The sequence below is a fragment of the Flavobacterium erigeronis genome (assembly GCF_054075165.1).
The window spans coordinates 456,889-477,497 of the sequence record NZ_JBSKGP010000001.1; the positions used below are offsets into that span (position 1 = coordinate 456,889).

Below are 20,609 nucleotides of genomic sequence, written 5' to 3' on the forward strand. Positions count from 1 at the left end.
GAGCGAAATACATCAGTATTAAAATATTTCGCTCCGCCGGAGCTCTTTTGCATCTGCATGGTTGGATTTCTATAAATATTTCGCTTCTCCGAAGCTGTTTTTTTCTAAACAAATAGGCTGCTTAATTGTTTCTGAAAAACCTAATTAATCTTTTAATTTCATACATTTATATCATGGAAAAGAAAAATAATCCTCCTGCAAAAATTTCTTCTATCTCACAGTTTCACAGCTTATTGAATCTGCCCAAACCGCTTAATCCGATGATTAGTTTGGTCGATAACACGCAACTGGTTATAAATGGAGATTTAGACAATAGCTCTTTTCTGCTTGAATTTTATAAAATATCTTATAAATTTTCGACCAACGGAAAAATGGGTTACGGTCAGGGTTATTACGATTTTAATGAAGGCGGATTGATGTTTGCTTCTCCCAATCAGCTGATTTTTACTGATAATGAAGAAGGAGCAAAATATGGCGGTTTCACTTTGCTTTTTCATCCCGATTTTATCCGCAATTATCCTCTGGGAAAAAGCATCAAAAAATACGGTTTCTTTTCTTATGATACGAATGAAGCGCTTCATCTTTCAGACAGCGAGAAAGCCATTATTATTGGCTTATTAAAAAGCATTGACAACGAACTTCATACTGCAATTGACGAAATGAGTCAGGACGTAATTGTTTCTTATATAGATGTTTTGCTCAATTACAGCAATCGTTTTTACAAACGTCAGTTCATTACCAGAAAAACAATTAGCCACGATTTGTTATTGAAGGTTGAGGAAACGCTCGATAGTTATTTTAATAATGCCGAAAGCTTAAAAAGAGGCTTACCAACGGTCGATTTTCTGGCTTCAAAAATTAATGTGTCTACGCACTATTTAAGCGATATGCTCCGCAATTTAACTGGACAAAATGCACAACAGCACATTCATTCTAAACTAATCGAAAAATCAAAAGATTTCTTGATTACAACCAATCTTTCAGTTGCAGAAATTGCTTATCAATTGGGTTTTGAATATCCGCAATCCTTCAGCAAATTATTCAAAAAGAAAACCAATTTAACGCCTTTGGAATTTAAAAATTCTTTGAATTAATTTTCAAAAAACATCCAATCATCCGATCCATTTTCTTCTTAAAATTCATAAAAAAATACAAAAATTCACTTCTTGGATGTCGTAGTATTTTAGTCTTTTTTTGAAGAGATAGAATCATTCTAAAAAGCTTTTTTCGATTAAAAAAAAGCAAAAAAACGTGTTTTTTACAAATTTTAAAAACTATCAATTATTACTATTTTTATTCATTTTGTTACATTTTTTCAAAACAAACACTGTATTTTATAGTGATTTTGAGATAAATTTGCAAACTATTAAAACAAAGAACAATCAAGCAGAATTAAATCTGAAAAAGAAAAACAAAATCAGTTTCTAAATCATTTTTCTGTCAAATTTGAAGTTGCAAATGCTAATTGGCAATTTGTAATTTAGTTTGGGTATCGTATATAATGAAATATTGAAATTGACGCTTTTTTATCTTTTTTTACTTTTGTTTTGCTATTATAATGAACAGGAAAGGCTGTAGTTATAGAATTACATTTAAAAAAAATAAAAAATGAGTAAGACATTATTTGACAAAGTATGGGATTCACACGTTGTGCGTAAAATTGAAGATGGACCAGATGTGTTTTTTATTGACCGTCATTTCATTCATGAAGTAACGAGCCCTGTTGCTTTTTTAGGATTAAAATCAAGAGGCGTTAACGTTCTATATCCAGAACGTACTTTTGCAACTGCAGACCACAATACACCGACTATAAACCAGCATTTACCTGTTGCAGATCCTTTGTCTGCAAATCAGCTTAAAGCGCTTGAAGACAATGCAACTGAATACGGAATTTCGCACTGGGGATTAGGTCACCAAAAAAATGGTATTGTACACGTAGTTGGTCCTGAAAACGGAATTACTTTGCCAGGTGCTACTATTGTATGTGGTGACTCGCATACGTCTACTCACGGTGCTTTTGGAGCTATCGCTTTTGGTATCGGAACTTCTGAGGTTGAAATGGTGCTTTCTACTCAATGTATTATGCAGCCAAAACCAAAGAAAATGCGTATCAACGTAAACGGACAATTAAGTAAAGGTGTTGGACCAAAAGACGTTGCGCTTTATATTATTGCTCAATTGACAACTTCTGGAGGAACTGGATATTTTGTTGAATACGCTGGTGATGTTTTTGAAAACATGACTATGGAAGGCCGTATGACAGTTTGTAATTTAAGTATCGAAATGGGTGCTCGTGGAGGAATGATTGCTCCTGACCAGACTACTTTCGATTTCCTTGAAGGAAGACTTTACGCTCCAAAAGGAGAAGCGTGGACAAAAGCAGTTGAATACTGGAAAACACTTAAAACAGATGCAGATGCAGTTTTTGATGCTGAATTAAACATCAAAGCTTCTGACATTGAACCAATGATTACTTACGGTACTAACCCTGGAATGGGAATTGGTATCACAAAACATATTCCGAACGCTAAAGAAGTTGAAGGCGGTGAGGAAACTTACAAAAAATCTTTAGCTTATATGGGCTTCCACGAAGACGATGTAATGATCGGAAAACAAATCGATTACGTTTTCTTAGGAAGTTGTACAAACGGACGTATTGAAGATTTTAGAGCTTTTGCTGAAATTGTAAAAGGAAGAAAAAAAGCGGATAATGTTACAGCTTGGTTAGTTCCGGGTTCTCACGTTGTTGAAGCGCAGATTAAAGAAGAAGGAATTTTAGATATTTTAACTGAAGCTGGTTTTGTACTACGTCAGCCTGGATGTTCTGCTTGTTTAGCAATGAACGATGATAAAGTTCCTGCTGGAAAATACGCAGTAAGTACTTCAAACAGAAACTTTGAAGGTCGTCAAGGTCCTGGTTCAAGAACACTTTTAGCAAGTCCAATTATGGCTGCTGCAGCTGCGGTTACAGGGAAACTAACGGATCCAAGAGAATTATTTTAAATTGGAGATTTTAGATTTTAGATTGCTCACTTTGCGTAATCTTCTAAATTTCTTCAAGTAAAAATTCATTCACATTATTAATACAAAAAGGTTTTAGCGTTTAGATTTCACCCCAGAGAGGAAAATCTAAAATCTAAAATCCAAAAATCTAAAATTAAAATGGCATACGATAAATTTAATATACTTACTAGCAGCGGAGTTCCGTTGCCAATTGAGAACGTAGATACAGATCAAATTATTCCAGCTCGTTTCTTAAAAGCTACAAAACGTGAAGGTTTTGGAGATAACCTTTTCAGAGACTGGAGATATAACGGAGACGATACTCCAAAAGCAGATTTCGTTTTAAACAACCCAACTTATAGTGGAAAAATCCTTGTAGGAGGAAAAAACTTCGGTTCTGGATCTTCTAGAGAGCACGCGGCTTGGGCGGTTTACGATTACGGATTCCGCGCTGTGGTTTCTTCTTTCTTTGCAGATATCTTCAAAGGAAACTGTTTAAATATTGGTGTTTTGCCAGTACAAATCAGCCCAGAATTTTTGGCAAATATTTTCAAAGCTATCGAAGCTGATCCTAAAACAGAATTAGAAATCAATCTTCCAAACCAAACCATTACTTTATTGTCAACTGGCGAGCAAGAATCTTTTGCTATTAACGGTTACAAAAAAAATAACTTAATTAATGGTTTTGACGACATTGATTATTTACAAGATATGAAAGAGGATATTAAAGCTTTCGCTGATAAACTTCCTTACTAATAGAAATATCATTCAGTCTATTAGACCCGAAAGGCTTCAAAACCTCTCGGGTCTTTCTAAATTAATAATACAAACCCACTATCATTTCGAATTAAAAGAAATATAGAATATCAATATGGAAAAAAGAAAAATTGAAATAATGGATACGACACTCCGTGACGGTGAACAAACGTCTGGGGTATCTTTTTCTGCTGCAGAAAAACTGACCATTGCGCAATTATTGTTGGAGGAATTAAATATTGATAGAATCGAAATTGCTTCTGCGCGTGTGAGCGAGGGAGAGTTTCAAGCTGTAAAAGGCATTACTTCATGGGCTGAAGAACGCGGCTATATTGACAGAATCGAGGTTCTGACATTTGTAGACGGCGGTGTTTCGATTGACTGGATGAAAAAAGCGGGTGCCAAAGTGCAGAATTTATTGACCAAAGGCTCAATGAATCACTTAACGCATCAGTTAAAGAAAACGCCTGAACAACATTTTGCCGAAATTGCTCAAATTATCGCTTCCGCGAAAGAAAACAATATTGAAACCAATGTTTATTTGGAAGACTGGAGCAACGGAATGCGAAATTCTCAGGATTATGTTTTTCAATTTCTAGATTTCTTAGCAACTCAACCCGTTAAAAGAATTTTATTGCCAGATACTTTAGGCGTTTTAATTCCGTCTTTGACATTTGAATTTATTTCAAAAATAAAAGCAAAATATCCTCAGATTCACTTTGATTTCCACGCGCATAACGACTACGATTTAAGCGTTGCCAATGTTATGGAAGCCGTAAAAGCTGGAATCAATGGACTTCACGTTACGGTAAACGGAATGGGAGAACGCGCTGGAAATGCTCCTCTTGAAAGTACTGTCGCAGTTATAAACGATTATATGCCAGAAGTACACATTGGCATAAAAGAAACATCTTTGTATTCTGTAAGTAAGCTAGTGGAGACTTTTACAGGTTACAGAATCCCTGCTAATAAACCAATTGTAGGCGATAACGTTTTTACGCAAACTGCTGGAATTCATGCCGATGGCGACAACAAAAACAATCTTTATTTTAATGATTTGCTTCCAGAACGCTTTGGAAGAAAAAGAAAATATGCACTCGGAAAAACTTCGGGCAAAGCCAATATCGAAAAGAATCTTCAAGAATTAGGTTTAAAACTGAACAACGAAGATTTGAAATTGGTGACCCAAAGAATTATCGAGTTGGGCGACAAAAAAGAAACCGTTACCAAAGAAGATCTTCCCTACATTATTTCTGATGTTTTGGATAGTCACACATACGAAGAAAAAATTACGATCAATTCTTATATGCTGGTTCATTCTAAAGGAATGCGCCCTTCGACAACTTTATCTCTAAATTTAAACGGAGAAATAATCGAAGAAAACGCTCAAGGAGACGGTCAGTTTGATGCTTTTATGAATGCTTTATCAAAGATTTACAAAAGCAAAAAATTAACGCTTCCAAAATTGATTGATTACGCAGTAAGAATCCCACCCGGAAGCAGCTCAGACGCTTTATGCGAAACGATCATTACCTGGGTAAATAACGGAAAAGAATTTAAAACAAGAGGTTTAGATTCAGATCAAACGGTTGCAGCGATAATTGCAACACAGAAAATGCTCAACATAATAACTTAATATAGTGACAAAGGTTCAGAGTTGCAAAGTGACAAAGGTTTATACCACTTTTAAACTTTGAACCTTTGTTACTCTGTCACTTTGAACCTTAAAATAATAAATACTACAAAATGAAATTAAACATAGCCCTTTTAGCCGGTGACGGAATCGGACCAGAAGTAATCGATCAAGCCGTAAAAGTATCAGATGCTATTGCACAAAAATTTGGACATGAAATTACTTGGAAACCAGCTTTAACTGGTGCCGCTGCAATTGATGCTGTTGGCGAGCCTTATCCAGATGCAACACACGAAGTTTGTAAAAATGCCGATGCCGTTCTTTTTGGAGCAATCGGACACCCAAAATACGATAATGATCCTTCTGCACCAGTTCGTCCAGAGCAAGGTTTGTTGAAAATGCGTAAAGCATTAGGTTTGTTTGCAAACGTAAGACCAACTTTTACATTCCCTTCATTATTAGATAAATCTCCATTAAAAAGAGAAAGAATCGAAGGAACTGACTTAGTTTTCCTAAGAGAATTAACTGGCGGAATCTACTTCGGAGAAAAAGGAAGAAAAGATAACGGAGACACTGCTTACGACAACTGCGTTTATACAAGAGCTGAAGTACAGCGTTTGGCTAAAAAAGGTTTCGAATTGGCAATGACTCGTTCTAAAAAATTATGTTGTGTGGACAAAGCAAACGTTTTGGAAACTTCACGTTTGTGGAGAGAAACGGTTCAGGCAATGGAAAAAGACTATCCAGAAGTTGAAGTAAGCTACGAATTTGTTGATGCAGTTGCGATGCGTTTGGTTCAATGGCCAAATTCTTATGACGTATTGATTACAGAAAACTTATTTGGAGATATTTTAACAGATGAAGCTTCTGTAATTTCTGGCTCAATGGGATTAATGCCTTCTGCATCTATGGGAGCTGAAGTATCTTTATTTGAACCAATTCACGGTTCCTACCCACAAGCTACAGGATTGAACATTGCTAATCCAATGGCTACTGTTTTATCTGCTGCTATGATGTTCGAAAACTTCGGATTGATGGAAGAAGGAAAAGCAATGAGAGATGCTGTAAACAAAGCTTTAGAAGCAGGAGTAGTTACTGAAGATCTAGCTAACGGAGGCAAAGCCTACGGAACAAAAGAAGTTGGTGACTGGTTGGCTGCGAATGTATAATTAGTTAATTTTTGTTTCAGGTTGCAGGTTCCTGAAACTTGAAACAAAAAAAGGGATCAATGAAAATTGATCCCTTTTATATTTTAGAAAAAAAATATTAATATCCTCCTCTGTTTCCACCACGGTCATTTCCATAACCTCCACGGTCATTTCCACCGCGGTTGTTTCCATAACCACCACGGTCGTTTCCGCCACGGTTGTTATTAAAACTTCTTCTTTCGCCTTCTGGTTTAGGCTCAGATTTATTCACAACAATTGTACGTCCTGAAACTACAGCACCGTTCAATTCATCGATAGCTTTTTGAGCCTCGCTATCATTTGGCATTTCAACAAAACCAAATCCTTTACTTCTTCCAGTAAATTTATCAGTAATAATTTTAACAGAGTCAACTGCACCATAAGCCTCAAAAGACTCTCTTAAATCTGCTTCCTCAATACTGAATGGAAGGCTTCCAACAAAAATATTCATAGATATTTATTTATAATACTTGACAAATGTAGTCTTATTTTTTTCTAATCTACTATATATAAGTTTATTTAAGTTTTTATTTGGATTTAAGCATAACCGAATAGCAGTATTATTCGGCTGGAATTTTATTATCTGCCCCTATCTTAATTTTATAAAAAACACCTTCAGTAAAATGTATTTCCTGTTTTTCAGCATCAGGATTAGTATTAACAGCCGTAAATTTGAATGTTCCCGAAATAGTATTTTCTTCCTTATTATATTCGGTCACTGTAATTTCTCCATTTCCTTTACCTGCTCCAGTGCTAAATTCTGCCTCTTGTCCTTCAATTGTAGTTTTATAAATGGCCTTTGTATTTTCATCCACACCTAAAACAAAAGTTTTCTCAGCTATTTCAGGAAGCTTAAAATTGATTTGTTCGTAGCCAAGAGAACTTTCGACAATAAAAACTCCATTCGTTTCCATTTCTACTCCATAAATTTGAGCTCTCCAAAAAGTGTTCTCTTTTAAAGCTTGAAAAGCGGTATTATTAGATGCAATATCTGCTGTACAAGATCCTAGCAGAAGTATAAGTGATAAAAAACAGAAGTATTTTTTCATGTTTAAAAATGAATTTGGTGCAGACTTAATACACTAAGAACTGAAACTAAAAAGTCAAAAAAATGCTGAAAAAACAGCTCTTATATATTTAATGCTTTTTGAAACGTATATTTCGTAAAAAAATTATATCTTTGCGCCCTTAATTAACAGAGGTCGAGTACCTCAAAATTTAATCATTAGATTATGTCAGTAAAAATTAGATTACAAAGACACGGTAAAAAAGGAAAACCTTTTTACTGGGTTGTAGCTGCAGATGCACGCTCAAAAAGAGATGGTAAATACTTAGAGAAAATCGGTACTTACAATCCAAACACTAACCCAGCAACTGTTGAGCTAGATCTTGACAGCGCAGTAAAATGGTTACACAATGGTGCACAACCAACTGATACTGCAAGAGCAATCCTTTCTTACAAAGGTGCTTTATTGAAACACCACCTTGATGGAGGTATCCGCAAAGGAGCTTTAACTCAAGAGCAAGCAGACGCTAAATTAGCAGCTTGGTTAGAGGCTAAAACTGGAAAAGTTGATGCTAAGAAAGATGGTTTATCTAAAGCAAAAGCAGATGTTAAAGCTAACGCTTTAAAAGCTGAAAAAGAAGTAAACGCTAAACGTGCTCAAGCTCAAGCTGAAGCGCTTGCTGCTGCTACTGCTGTTGAAGAAGCTCCTGCTGCTGAAGAAGTTGCTGAAGTTGAAGCAACTGAAGAAGCTCCTGCTGCTGAAGAGAATAACGAAACAACTGAAGCATAATTTTACTTAGCGATAATGCGTAAAGAAGACTGTTTTTATTTAGGTAAAATCGCTAAAAAATTTAGTTTCAAAGGTGAAGTTCTGATCTATTTAGATACAGACGAACCTGAGTTATACGAAAATCTGGAATCAGTGTTTGTTGAACACAACAAACACTTGGTTCCTTTTTTTATTGAGTCAAGCTCAATGCACAAAAACGACTTTCTAAGAGTTCGTTTTGAAGATGTAAATACCGAAGAAGAAGCTGATGCTATTGTTGGAAATGGTATTTATCTTCCTTTATCTATGTTACCAAAACTTAGCGGTAACAAATTCTACTTTCACGAAGTTATTGGTTTTGAAATTGAAGACAAACGTTTAGGCGTTTTCGGAAAAATAACTTCTATAAATGATTCAACTGCCCAACCTCTTTTTGAAGTTTTAAATGGCGAAGTTGAAATCTTAGTTCCAATGATTGACCAATTTTTGGTAAAAATTGACCGCGAGAACAAAAAGGTTGTTATGGATCTTCCTGAGGGTCTTGTGGAAATGTACCTGTAAAAAAGTATTCAGTGTTCAGTTTTGAGTGTTCAGTTTTCTTATTGAACTTATAATCTCTAATTTCTTATTTATGTCTAAATTCACTTTTAAGCAATTTTCTGTTTTACAAGACAAAACCGCAATGAAAGTAGGCACAGATGGTGTTTTATTAGGTGCTTGGACTCCTATTTCTCATCATCCTTTTAGTGTATTAGATATTGGTGCAGGAACTGGAATTATTGCTTTGATGATCGCACAGCGTTCTAGCGCAGAACAAATTGACGCTTTAGAAATTGATGAAGATGCCTACGAACAAGCGGTAGAAAATTTTGAAAGTTCTCCTTGGGGCGATCGTTTATTTTGTTTTCATGCTGGTTTAGATGAGTTTATAGAAGAACCTGAGGATGAATATGATTTGATCGTTTCGAATCCGCCTTTTTATGCTGAAGATTATAAGACAGAAAATGAACAGCGCGATTTAGCTCGTTTTCAAGATGCAATGCCTTTTGAAGAAATTGTTGAAGCTGCCGATCTATTACTTTCTGAAAATGGTATTCTTGCGATTATTATTCCTTTCAAAGAAGAAGAAAAGTTTATTTCTTTGGCAAAAGAAGCAGAATTATATCCGATAAAAATTACGCGTGTAAAAGGAACTCCGACTTCTGAAATCAAACGTAGTTTATTGGCTTTTAGCCGAAATGAAATTTCAGAAATCGAAGTTAATGAATTAGTTATCGAAATTGATAGGCATGTTTATACTCCGCAATATATCGAATTAACTAAAGAATTTTATTTGAAGATGTAAAAAACATCTTTGACAAGGGTTTCTATTTAAATTCTCTCTATTTTCCATTTTTAGCAAAAAGAATTGCTCTGTCCAGAATTTCATCTTTACCCTGCTGAATTCCTAAAATAGTTTGCTGAACCTCAATATCTGGAACAATCCCAATACGTTGGGTCTCTTTTTTATCTGGATAAAAAACTCCATAACAAGTAAAAGAAGTCCAAAGACCTTTAATAATTTCAAATCTATAACTATATCCGTCTGAGCCTGCGGTCTGATTTCCTATTATAGTTGCTTTTGGAGCAACTTTCAAAGTCATTGCAGAATATTCAGAATGGCTGATTGTTTTTTCATTTACTAAAATAATGACATTGCCTTTGTAATAATCTGGATTAATTTTTCCGCATTTCCCACCTTCAGCATCTTTTCTCCAAATAAAACGCCCAGGAGAACTTAAATCAATATCGACCGATTTTACAAATTCGACTGGTTCTGGATTTAAATATTCTGCAATAAGATAATTGGTTCCCTGCGGATAGTTGCGAATATCAAAAATTATAGCTTTTGTGTTTTTAAATTTTTCCATCATAGCTTCCACATCATCAGGAAATAACGCTCCCATGTTCACATATCCAATATTATTTTCCAGCAATTTATATTTCTCCTGATGATTTTCATAATTAATTATTAGTTCTTTATATTCATAGAAATTTATTGTTTTTATCATTGTTTTATCATCTCTGATAAATTCAATTTCAGCAGTATTTGTCTTATTATAAAAAACGGGCCAATCTATTTTGTTTAAAATGGCAGGAGAATTAGAACCTTCAATATATTTTTGATTTTTCTTTATAAGCTCGGCAACTGATTCTCCCCTTATTTTAGTAATAATATCACCAATTTTTATGTCGTTTATCTTTGATAGAGAATCATTTTTAAAACCCGTAACGATTGCCTTATCATCAATAATTTTCACATTAAAAGGAATAGATTTCCATCCAAAAATTTGAAATAATTTATTTGCTCCAAAAAGAGCATGACTATCATTCAGTTTAGCACTCAGTTCTTTTAGTGATAAATAATAATCATCCTCAGAGATTGGACTAATTGTTCTTGGCAGAAATTCATTCAAAGTCAAATCCCAGTTTTGATCCATTTGGTATTTGTACGGAAAGAAATATTCTACATAATTCCAAAAACGAAACAAAGCCAAAAGACGAAATTTTTTGTCCTTATCATTAAATTCACTGTATTCTATTTCATTTTTGAATGCAATGCCTTCTTCAACATAATATTGCTTTCCTTGAATTTTATTCTCTTCAATAAATTTAAGCTTCTGACAAAGGCTTTTAGCAAAAAATTCATTTTCCTGAGTCCAAGAGAGATCAAAATTTTTATCAAAATACTCCGTCTTTTCAGAAGCAATTTCAGCTTTATAGACTTTTACTTTCCCTAAAGAATTAATCCATTTTTCTAAAACATCTGAAAACTCAGCATCAGTTTTTGCTTTTTCAATTTTAGGCAAAACTTCAAAAAGCTGCTGATCCCAATCAAATTTTCCACTCGCAACATTTGGGTGGTAATATTTTAGAAACCCCCAAACTTTACATGTTGCCGCTAACTTTTGAGTTTCAGTAATTGGTTTTGAAAAAGAAATCTGAAATAATAAAAGAAGAATAAAGAGTAGCGTTTTTTTCATTTAGAAAATATGGTTTTAGGTTAGTTTGTTTTTGGGTTAAACTTGTTCAAAAATATTTTTAAACTGATATAAAATTCGTTCGATTAAACGCAGATCTTCGGTTACAATTTCTGCGCTTCCTTTCATTTCCTGCTGAAAGGCAATCTGTTTGTTATAAGAAGTTTTTAAACCGTTTGGAAGTGCCACGTCCAGCAATAAATTTCCATCCTTATCTGGCACTAAGGAAATATTTTTTATTTCGCCTTTCAGCACACCAAATTCTCTATCAGGATAATTGGCCAGTCGAATATTGACTCTCTGCCCCACTTTTATTTTTCCTGAATTTAAAGCCGGCGCTTTTACTTTTCCGATGAAGCTGTTTTTTGCGTCTGGAATGATCGAAAATACATTGTCGCCAACATTTATGGTCTGATTTTCATTCCAAACCTGCAGAAAAGTAACTTTTCCGCTAATCGAAGATTTTAAGGCGTATGCCAGTTCCCAATCGCGTATTACTTTCTTTAACTGATAAAAAGATTGTGAAACGCTGCGTCCGAGATTAACTTCTTCTCTGGTGCTATTTATCTGCGAATTCTGGCTTGATTTTGTATTGTCTATAAGAGAAGACCTCAATTGGGAAATTGATGACAATAAACTCCTGTAATTCTTTTGTGCCTGAAGAAAATTCAATTTCTTGGCTTCCATTTCCTGAGCCGAAATAATTCCTTTATTAAATAATGTTTCAAAACGGGCAACCTCATTTTTCTGAAGTTCCAATTCGCGCTCGTTGATCACTTTCTGTTGCTGCAGAATTTCTAATCTCTCCGTTATCTGAATTTTTTCCGATCGCTGCGCTCTGCTTTCTATTTCAAAAGGATGCAGATCTTGGTTTAATTCCTGCGCTTGATAATCTTTTTGAAATACGGCAAATGCACTTTCTATTTCGCCTAATTGTTTGTTTTTTAATAATTCAAAAGGAAATTCTTTTTTAGAATTGTTTATATCGTATTTGTCCACAATATCTTTTAACAAAAAAACATCTTTGTAGTTGGCTGTATTTTCGATAATGGCCAACGTGCTGTTTTTGGCAACTACGGTTTTATTTCTGACCAAAATGGCTTCAATGCGCCCAGAGGTTTTTGATACTATTTTCTCTGGCGGAATATTAGTAGTAATTACAATTTCTGCCCTTACAACGTCTGGATATTTTACAAACCACGAAACAAAAAATAGCATGATAATGATGGCAAAAATCAAAACTGTTCCCCATCGGATCATCCAATGCGGGACTTTGGTCAGGATATCCTGCACTTCTTCGCTTCTTAATTCAAATGTATCTTCGTTCATGATTAATTTCCTAATTGCAGCTGATTTCTAACCAATTCAAAATAATTTCCTTTTTGTTCCACCAATGCAGAATGGCTTCCGATCTCGATGATTTTTCCTTTGTCTAAAACCACAATCTGATCTGCATTCATAACTGTACTCAAACGGTGCGCGATTACAACTACGGTTTTGTCTTTGAAAAAGATATCCAATTTTTTCATGATTTCTTTTTCATTATTGGCGTCTAAAGCTGAAGTCGCTTCATCAAAAAATAGAATTTCAGGATTTTTATAAACTGCCCTTGCAATCAATAAACGCTGTTTCTGTCCGGTACTCATTCCCAGACCTTCTGCCCCAATTTTGGTATTAAAACCTAAAGGCAATTCGCTGATGTATTCTTTAATATTGGCTACATCAGCAGCATAAAGCAGTTTTTCTTTATCTACCCTGTCAACTCCAATAGCAATGTTATTGGCAATAGTATCGCTAAAAATAAAACCTTCCTGCATCACGGCGCCAATATTGGATCGCCAAGCGCTTTGCGATATATTTCTAAGCTGCGAATTTCCAATAAGAACTTCTCCTTTTTCAGGTTCGTAGAACTTAAGAAGCAGTTTCATTAAAGTTGTTTTACCGCTTCCGCTGACTCCTACTATTGCGGTTACTTTATTGCACGGAATTATCAGACTTAAATTATCTAAAACGGGAACGTCTGAACCTAAATATCGAAAAGAAAGATTTTTAATTTCGATATCGACATTTTGCGGCACTTCGTTGGTCTGATTGATTTCCTGTTGCACTTCGTCTTCTTTCTCATGAATTTCAGACAATCTGGCCAGCGATATTTTAGCATCCTGCGATTCTCTCACAAATTCAATCAGCTGAGTAATCGGACCATTTAAACTGCCTACAATGGCGCTTATGGCAAGCATCATACCCAACGTTATAGAACCATCAATAACCAATTTGGCCGACAGAAAGATGATGAAGATATTCTTTAATTCATTAATAATCGAAGAACCGATTGTTTGCGTCTGCTCCAAAACAAGTCCTTTTATAGAAACCCTGAAAAGTCGTGCCTGAACATACTCCCAGCCCCATCGTTTTTGCTTTTCGGCGTTGTGAAGCTTAATTTCCTGCATTCCGTTTATGAGTTCCATCACTTTACTCTGTTCGTTGGAAACTTCAGCAAAACGTTTATAATCTAATGCTTCCCTTCTTTTCAAAAACAAAACAATCCATGCAAAATAACATACGCTTCCTGCAAAAAAGACTAAAAAGATCTGCAGATTGAAATAGGCCAGAACACCACCCATAACAAACATATTAATTATAGAAAAAAGAACGTTCAGAGATGATGTGGTCAGTATTTTCTCGATACGGCGATGATCATTTATTCGCTGCATAATATCTCCCGTCATTCGAACATCAAAAAAGGAAATAGGCAGATTCATTAATTTGATAAAGAAATCTGAAATGAGAGAAATATTGATTCTAGTGGATAAATGCAGCAGAATCCAGCTTCTGATGAGTTCTAAGCCTGTTCTTCCTGCAAAAACAAAAAGCATAGCAAAAAGTATCAGATAGATAAAATGGATATTCTGATTCTGGATTCCGACATCAACAATACTCTGCGTTAAAAAAGGAAAAATCAGGTTCAGCAAACTGCTCGCTAAAAGTCCTATCGCAAGCTGGATAAGAAATGATTTGTATTGAAGCAGATATTGGGAGAGAAAACGGAATCCTAATCCTGAATTTTCTTCTTTATCAAATTCCGATTGAAAAAATTTGGGCGTTGCTTCAATCAATAAGGCAATACCTTCTTTTGTTTCATCATCGGCATTATTACCAATCCAGAACTTTACAAACTCTTTTTTACTGTATTCTAAAAGACCAAAAGCGGGATCTGAAATATAATATTTCCCCTTTTTAATTTTATAAAGCACTACATAATGATCGTTATTCCAGTGAAGAATACAAGGTAGAGGTGCTTCTTCAATTCTTTTTACAGACAGTTTTACGCCTAAGGTTCGAAATCCGATTTTCTCGGCGGCATCACTCAAAAAAAGCAAATTACTTCCTTCACGAGTTGTTTCGCTAAAATCTCTCAACTCCTGAATATTGATTGTTTTACCGTAATATTTAGCAATAATTTTTAAACATGTCGGTCCACAATCTTTATGGTCTGCTTGTCTGTAATGGGTGAATTTTTTCAATTTTATTTTGATTTATTCAAGACCAATGTAAGAAAAAATTTTCTTGTTAATCCATAAAAAAAACAGAGAAAATATAAATCTTCTCTGTTTAACTATTTAAAAACAAATTTTAGCAACACAATTTCTTTAGGACATGGCCGCGGTTACCCTAACCAAATAAAACTAACACAGCGACCAACTCCTAAGAATCTCAGTACCAATCATCAATACTGAGAATATGCTCAATGTTCCACGATCGAGCGCCTATACATTCAAAAAAAACATGACTAAATTCTAAATAAGGCTATATCGTATTACTTTTAAAAAAGTTAAAAATTAACAACAAAGACGACTTGTATCACAAATACCCGATGATGTATTTAGCGGACAAGTTTCGCCTGGCGGTATTAAAATGCATCCTGCTTGCAAAGCATAAATCCAGCATTCTGGAATTCCTCCTCTAATGGTTTTTTGCTCACTTTTATTAATGTGCTGAGCACCTTCAAGGCTTAAAATTTTCTTTAGCATATAATACCTTTTTTAGTAACTATCTTTCTGTTACTTCTTTGAAAATTAACAAGCATAATATTTATCGACAGCCGCATCATTGCAATTGAATTCTTGCGCATAATCACTGCCCAAAATATTTTTCTGCTCTTTTTTTGTCAATTTTCTTGTTTCTTTGCTTTTCAAAATTTTTTCTAACATAATCTAGCTATTTACATTTTTGAGTTTAAGCCTCAAATCTCTAATAACTTGATGCTTAAAATTTCCTCTTTAGCAGCTTCCGACATAATTACTTGGAATGCAGTTCCAGTACGCTGGCACAGTTCCAAATTCTGTACATCTTTTAGCTTTAAATCCGTCTTCACAAATAGGAGCATGATCTCCATTTATTGTTTTCAGCTCATTAGCAGTCAATTCTACTGCACCTTTCAATTTCAAAATATTTTTTAACATAACTGCAGGTTTTTGGGGTTTAACTATTTCTATTTGGACAGTTGAAACTTCTGTGTTTTATGCTGTTTTTTCTAAAATTTGAACTTCTTCGACAAAATCATTTAAGAAATATTTCAATTCATTCAATTCATATTCATTAGGAAACAGCCTGTCGTTTACAATTTTAATAGGTGTGTAATTAAAATTGTTCATAGAGCACCAATCGTATTGTTTCTGAATTTCTTGATTTATCATCATGCTTACAGAATCAACATTCCATTTTTTAAGCCACTTTTTGTGAATCATTCTCTTGATATACCAGTCTGAAATTGCTTCAACTGTTTTTCCTGGCGTTGTTCTATTAATCGTTAAAAGTCTTTCGACAACTGCTTTGTATGGATTATCGTTGTTTTCTGGATTAATATTAAAAAGAACATTCAAAAATATTTTATCTGGATATTTTAACACTAAATCAAAAGCTTCTTGAAAAGTTTTATAGCAATGTCCACAGCTTGGGCTAAGGATTACAGAAAGCCTAACTCCTGCATTTTTATTACCAAATGTCAAACCTCTTAAATCTTCAAATCCTTTTGTATATTTTACTTTTTTAGACAAAAAGTTTAATAGCGAATAATTTCTTTTAAATTTCTTAAGCTCTTTCAGAGAGTTCTCATTCTCAAGCATTTTTCTAATCATTACCTTAACTGTTGCCCAAATTGGTATTAAAAGCAATAAAGAAAACACGTATGGAAAAATGGCTTGGAAACTAAAACTTAGTGTAAATAAATCTGAAGAAAACCAAACAATACTCTGAACCAGTATTAAAAATGAGATTGCTAAGCACATGATGCACCATTTTTGAATCTCAAATTTTTGAATCCAAATCGAACAAACTATTATTGGAATAGCCAATAGACTTAGAAATCCAACAAAAACAGCTGAACTTAAAGGCTGAACCAATATCGCAATAATGCTTGAGCTAAAGAAAAGCAATGGCAAATCTGAAAAACTAATCCATCTATTTGCAATATCATCATTAAAGCTTATTACGGAGTGGCAAGAAGAATTGGAACTTAAATTGCAGAATTTTGAAATCACTGTGTTTTTAACTCCCCATCTTTCTTGTACAATAAAGATGCTTACAATTAAACCAAGAACAGATGTTACCAAAAATGAAGCGCTAAATATATCAAAACGATTATAGAAGAAAGACAATCCCGCTAGAAGCACAAGTGGCAAAAAGTATTTTAACCAATTGTATTCGATTTTTAGATTTTCTCTTGCTACAACATTGTTTGGTTCAATAGCTACAATTACACCATTCCAGTCTAAAAGGAATTTGTCATACGATAATTTTTGAGTTCCTTTTTTTGTGGTTGTAATTCTAACTCCGCTTTTAATTTTCTCGACTAATATTAATTCGTCTTTAAAATACGCCAAAAAGTTAAACGGCAAATCTTCGATCTGTTCTTTCGAAACTCTTACGGCTGCATTCTCTACAGAAAGCAAATCAAACGAATCTGTAATGGCAAACAAACTCGGATAATTCGGATGAGACAAAAACAGATCCTTGAACTCATTTTTTATGTCTGAGTAGCGATTGATTTGCAGAAATTTTTGGACCAGTTTTAACATCGTTTTTGATCGTTTTTAAATCATAATTACACTGCAAAGATTGGGGATTTTATTGATAAAAAATGCATATATGCATACATTTTATTAATTATACCACATACAATTTATAAATTATACCAAGTATAGTAAATACCTTAATTTATTTATTTTCAACATATTACGTCTTTATTTTTTCGCTAAAAAGCTCAAAAAGCCTATTTTCGATTAACGGTCTTCCTTTTTATCTAGTTTTGGATAAGCAATAATCTAAACATTAAAAAACATGAAAAATAGGCCAATTAAAACCTATGATTTTACAAGAAAAAAATCATAGAAAGAGGCTGCAAAAAGTGATTTTAAATCATCAAAATTGCCCCTTAAAAACATCAAAAAACACTCCCAAAAAAGTAAGTTAGGATTAATTAAAAAACATACAGTTACCTTAAAGTAATACTTTTTCTACTGCTTTTTGAACTAAAATAAACCCAAAAAATCTTTACATAAACCAATTTTTAGCGCAGTTTTTTTTCGCATTTGATAAAGTTGCCTAAAAAAATTATGAAAGATTTATAGTACTAATTTTTAATATAAACATATACAATATGATAGACTCAAAGTTAACATTCAAAGATTTCGAATCAGAACAAATTAGTAAAGATTCCAAAAATTATCCGTGGCGATAATCGTCAGTCTGAAGGTACCACCAATCCGATAAAGAACGGATCTGGCAGAAACGGTTAATTTCTCATAAAATTTAAAACAGTCCAAAAAAATAGAACCCTAAAAAAAGAAAAATGAAAAATACACAATTAACATTCAAAGATTTCGAATTAGAAACTATAGATAAAAACGCTCAAAAAATTATTCGTGGCGGTGGCAGTGACTCTGAAGACACAACCAATCCTGTAAAAAACGCAGGTGGAGGAAATGGATAATTAAAAATCTCATGAATTTTTAAAGCTCATCCTAAAAAAATATAATCTTAAAAACGCAAAAAGATGAAACGTAAAATATTAACATTCAAAGATTTTGAATTAGAAACTATAGATAAAAAAGCCCAGAAAATTATTCGCGGTGGAGATGAAGAACCTATTGACCCACCTACTACTCCTGCAAAAAGTGGAGGAGGCGGAAACGGTTAATTCACCCATAAAATTTAAAGTAATTCAAAAAATATAATCTTAAAACTTAAAACGATGAAACATAAAATATTGACATTCAAAGATTTTGAATCAGAAACTTTAGATAAAAAGGCTCAAAAAATTATTCGCGGCGGAGATGAAGAACCGCCTATTAACCCACCTACGGGTCCTGTAAAAAATGGAGGTGGCGGAAATGGCTAATAATTTCTTCTTAAATATTGTTCGCAAACTGAGCTGGAGAGACTCCAGTTCTTTTGCGAAACGATTTTGCAAATGAAACGGCATTTTTAAATCCTACACTTTCTGCAATAGCTTGAGTTGAATATTTACGATATAAATGATTTGTAATCATCTGATTGATAACGTAATTTATTTTCAACTCATTAGAATATTCCCCAAACGATTTTCCAAATCTTTTGTTTACCACGTAGGACAAATATGTGGTATTGGTTTTAATTTTTTTAGCAACATATGAAAGTGTAAAATCTGCATTTAGATATTCAAGCTTTTCTTCAAGCGCCAATAATTTTTCTACAATTTTATTTTCTTTCGCTTCATCTATACTAAGATTCGCATTTTCTTTCTTAAGTTGGACGTCTTCAAATTCTGGAACTTCTACAACTACAGTTTTTTCTACTGCTGCATTTTCGAGTTCGGCTTTTTCCATTTCTTTTTTCTCCAAATTGGATTTAAATTCCTCAATTAGAGCATTCATTTTTTTCTGAGCTTTATTTTTATCCCGAATATTTTTAATCAGAAAAAATACAATTCCTAAAACCAGAATAACATAAAAGACTTTTAGAATTTTGTTCCATAAAACTTCATACTTATACTTTTCCTGAATACTAATCATCTCATCACTAAGATCTGCGGTTCCGAGTTTGTAATTAACTTCCAAGGCTTCCTCTCTCAGTTCTCCTTCATATTTTTCGTAAGAATCAAGATAGACTTTAGAATGTTTAAATGCTAACTCGGGTTCGTTTTTAATATTATAAATTTTGGCCTGAAGATAATTGGATTGAAAAGAAATTCTATCTATTTTTTTTCCTTGAACAGAAGCAGAATCAACTTTTTTCAAAAAAACCAGCGCTTTATCGTATTTTTTTTGCAAATAATTAAGTTCTCCTAAATTATAATTCGCAAATCTGTTATATGTTAAGTCATTATTCTGTTTAGCGTACATTGAAATATCAAAATACGTTTTCTCGGCATTTTTATATTCTTTTTTAAACAAATAAATATTTCCTAAACTAAGAGTAGAGGTCATTTTATTATCTATGTAATTTTGGGAGTAAGTAATGGCTCTTTTGTAAAAATATTCTGCCGAGTCAAGTAAAAACAGCTTGCTCCTATTTTTCGCAAAATAACCTTCATACACATTTCCTAAATTGGTATAAATATTACTTTTACTATTTTGGAGCTGGTCAGACTCATACAGATTTTCATTCTTACTCAGGAAATCACTATTTTGCCTTAAATTTTTAATAGCGAGTTCATAATTCCCTACTTCTTCGTTTACTAGAGCTATATTACTTTTAAATTTTACAATCTGAATAACATCATTTGTTTTTGTAGAAAGCTTAATTCCCTCCTGATAGCTACTTAAGGCATTACTGAAATTTTTTCTCTTCCATTCAGTAAGTCCCTTATAGTTATATAGATAGGCTCTAAGATTGATTTTTTCAACAGATTCCGGAATTTTTTTATAATAAGATAGTGCCTTATTATACCATTCATCAGCTGTGAGTCTATTGTTTTTTAATTGGTACAGATAAGATCCTGCACCATAAGCGAACGCTAAATGTATATTATTCCCTGATTTTTGTAATTCAGCTACATATTGAAGCCCTTGGTCAAAATTACCATTCATGCTGAAACGAATTTTATCCTGCAGTTCCAGATATTCTTGTTCAGTAAACTCTTTTGTAGGTTGAGCCTTACCGGTAAAGAATACAAGTAAAAAGAAAAAAGAGATGATCAGCCTCATTAAAGTTTGTTTTTGGAATTCAAAAATAGTCTATAAATTATCAATAAACT

General features: G+C 33.5%; 21 protein-coding genes. 11 read left to right on the forward strand and 10 right to left on the reverse strand.

The window, feature by feature from the left end; all coding sequences use genetic code 11:
- The first annotated feature begins 173 nt into the window (after window positions 1-173).
- The 5 genes from ACWA1F_RS01920 (at window position 174) to leuB (ending at window position 6,561) form a co-directional block, all read left to right on the forward strand.
- Window positions 174-1,094, forward strand: coding sequence for a helix-turn-helix domain-containing protein (locus tag ACWA1F_RS01920; RefSeq protein ID WP_306154744.1), 921 nt, complete (start codon window positions 174-176; stop codon window positions 1,092-1,094).
- 514 nt (window positions 1,095-1,608) lie between these two features.
- Complete coding sequence (gene leuC / locus ACWA1F_RS01925) at window positions 1,609-3,003, forward strand: 3-isopropylmalate dehydratase large subunit (protein WP_456891172.1); 1,395 nt, start codon at window positions 1,609-1,611, stop codon at window positions 3,001-3,003.
- Between the two features lie 159 nt (window positions 3,004-3,162).
- On the forward strand, window positions 3,163-3,759 hold the full coding sequence (leuD, locus tag ACWA1F_RS01930) for a 3-isopropylmalate dehydratase small subunit (RefSeq protein WP_091490627.1): 597 nt from the start codon (window positions 3,163-3,165) through the stop codon (window positions 3,757-3,759).
- A gap of 115 nt (window positions 3,760-3,874) precedes the next feature.
- Entirely contained in the window at window positions 3,875-5,395 is a 1,521-nt protein-coding gene (locus ACWA1F_RS01935; protein WP_456891175.1) for an alpha-isopropylmalate synthase regulatory domain-containing protein, read from the forward strand.
- 110 nt (window positions 5,396-5,505) lie between these two features.
- Window positions 5,506-6,561, forward strand: a complete 1,056-nt coding sequence (gene leuB, locus ACWA1F_RS01940) for a 3-isopropylmalate dehydrogenase (RefSeq protein WP_289664457.1) — start codon at window positions 5,506-5,508, stop codon at window positions 6,559-6,561.
- Window positions 6,562-6,658: 97 nt separating this feature from the next.
- Here leuB and ACWA1F_RS01945 read toward each other — a convergent pair whose 3' ends face one another.
- Window positions 6,659-7,030, reverse strand: coding sequence for an RNA recognition motif domain-containing protein (locus ACWA1F_RS01945; protein WP_306154737.1), 372 nt, complete (start codon window positions 7,028-7,030; stop codon window positions 6,659-6,661).
- 109 nt (window positions 7,031-7,139) lie between these two features.
- On the reverse strand, window positions 7,140-7,628 hold the full coding sequence (locus ACWA1F_RS01950) for a DUF6252 domain-containing protein (protein ID WP_456891178.1): 489 nt from the start codon (window positions 7,626-7,628) through the stop codon (window positions 7,140-7,142).
- A 183-nt stretch (window positions 7,629-7,811) separates the two neighbouring features.
- Between ACWA1F_RS01950 and ACWA1F_RS01955 the strand changes: the two genes are divergently transcribed.
- From ACWA1F_RS01955 to ACWA1F_RS01965, 3 genes are all read left to right on the forward strand, one after another.
- Window positions 7,812-8,375 (forward strand): 30S ribosomal protein S16, encoded by a 564-nt coding sequence (locus ACWA1F_RS01955; protein ID WP_306154734.1) that lies wholly within the window; start codon window positions 7,812-7,814, stop codon window positions 8,373-8,375.
- Window positions 8,376-8,390: 15 nt separating this feature from the next.
- Window positions 8,391-8,915, forward strand: coding sequence for a ribosome maturation factor RimM (gene rimM, locus ACWA1F_RS01960; RefSeq protein WP_456891180.1), 525 nt, complete (start codon window positions 8,391-8,393; stop codon window positions 8,913-8,915).
- A 70-nt stretch (window positions 8,916-8,985) separates the two neighbouring features.
- Window positions 8,986-9,699, forward strand: a complete 714-nt coding sequence (locus tag ACWA1F_RS01965) for a tRNA1(Val) (adenine(37)-N6)-methyltransferase (protein WP_456891182.1) — start codon at window positions 8,986-8,988, stop codon at window positions 9,697-9,699.
- Window positions 9,700-9,736: 37 nt separating this feature from the next.
- Here the strand turns inward: ACWA1F_RS01965 and ACWA1F_RS01970 are convergent, their stop codons facing one another.
- The 7 genes from ACWA1F_RS01970 to ACWA1F_RS02000 all read right to left on the reverse strand — a co-directional run bounded on the left by ACWA1F_RS01970 (window position 9,737) and on the right by ACWA1F_RS02000 (window position 17,451).
- A complete protein-coding gene (locus tag ACWA1F_RS01970) occupies window positions 9,737-11,377 on the reverse strand; it encodes a S41 family peptidase (RefSeq protein WP_456891184.1) in 1,641 nt (546 codons plus the stop codon).
- Window positions 11,378-11,413: 36 nt separating this feature from the next.
- Window positions 11,414-12,703 (reverse strand): HlyD family secretion protein, encoded by a 1,290-nt coding sequence (locus tag ACWA1F_RS01975; RefSeq protein WP_456891186.1) that lies wholly within the window; start codon window positions 12,701-12,703, stop codon window positions 11,414-11,416.
- A 2-nt stretch (window positions 12,704-12,705) separates the two neighbouring features.
- Window positions 12,706-14,898, reverse strand: coding sequence for a peptidase domain-containing ABC transporter (locus ACWA1F_RS01980; protein ID WP_456891188.1), 2,193 nt, complete (start codon window positions 14,896-14,898; stop codon window positions 12,706-12,708).
- 315 nt (window positions 14,899-15,213) lie between these two features.
- Window positions 15,214-15,405, reverse strand: coding sequence for a hypothetical protein (locus ACWA1F_RS01985; protein ID WP_306154719.1), 192 nt, complete (start codon window positions 15,403-15,405; stop codon window positions 15,214-15,216).
- 45 nt (window positions 15,406-15,450) lie between these two features.
- Window positions 15,451-15,585 carry a hypothetical protein gene (locus tag ACWA1F_RS01990; protein ID WP_306154717.1) on the reverse strand — a complete coding sequence of 45 codons (135 nt, stop codon included), beginning with the start codon at window positions 15,583-15,585 and terminating at the stop codon, window positions 15,451-15,453.
- A gap of 69 nt (window positions 15,586-15,654) precedes the next feature.
- Complete coding sequence (locus ACWA1F_RS01995) at window positions 15,655-15,837, reverse strand: hypothetical protein (protein WP_306154715.1); 183 nt, start codon at window positions 15,835-15,837, stop codon at window positions 15,655-15,657.
- Between the two features lie 57 nt (window positions 15,838-15,894).
- Window positions 15,895-17,451 (reverse strand): vitamin K epoxide reductase family protein, encoded by a 1,557-nt coding sequence (locus ACWA1F_RS02000; RefSeq protein ID WP_456891191.1) that lies wholly within the window; start codon window positions 17,449-17,451, stop codon window positions 15,895-15,897.
- 773 nt (window positions 17,452-18,224) lie between these two features.
- Here ACWA1F_RS02000 and ACWA1F_RS02005 point away from each other — a divergent pair.
- The 3 genes from ACWA1F_RS02005 to ACWA1F_RS02015 all read left to right on the forward strand — a co-directional run bounded on the left by ACWA1F_RS02005 (window position 18,225) and on the right by ACWA1F_RS02015 (window position 18,773).
- Window positions 18,225-18,365, forward strand: a complete 141-nt coding sequence (locus ACWA1F_RS02005; protein WP_456891194.1) for a hypothetical protein — start codon at window positions 18,225-18,227, stop codon at window positions 18,363-18,365.
- 63 nt (window positions 18,366-18,428) lie between these two features.
- Entirely contained in the window at window positions 18,429-18,572 is a 144-nt protein-coding gene (locus ACWA1F_RS02010) for an rSAM-modified peptide (protein ID WP_456891196.1), read from the forward strand.
- 54 nt (window positions 18,573-18,626) lie between these two features.
- Window positions 18,627-18,773: an rSAM-modified peptide gene (locus ACWA1F_RS02015; RefSeq protein ID WP_456891198.1), complete on the forward strand. Its 147-nt coding sequence runs from the start codon at window positions 18,627-18,629 to the stop codon at window positions 18,771-18,773.
- Between the two features lie 10 nt (window positions 18,774-18,783).
- Here the strand turns inward: ACWA1F_RS02015 and ACWA1F_RS02020 are convergent, their stop codons facing one another.
- Entirely contained in the window at window positions 18,784-20,559 is a 1,776-nt protein-coding gene (locus ACWA1F_RS02020) for a helix-turn-helix domain-containing protein (protein WP_456891200.1), read from the reverse strand.
- Between the last annotated feature and the right edge of the window lie 50 nt (window positions 20,560-20,609).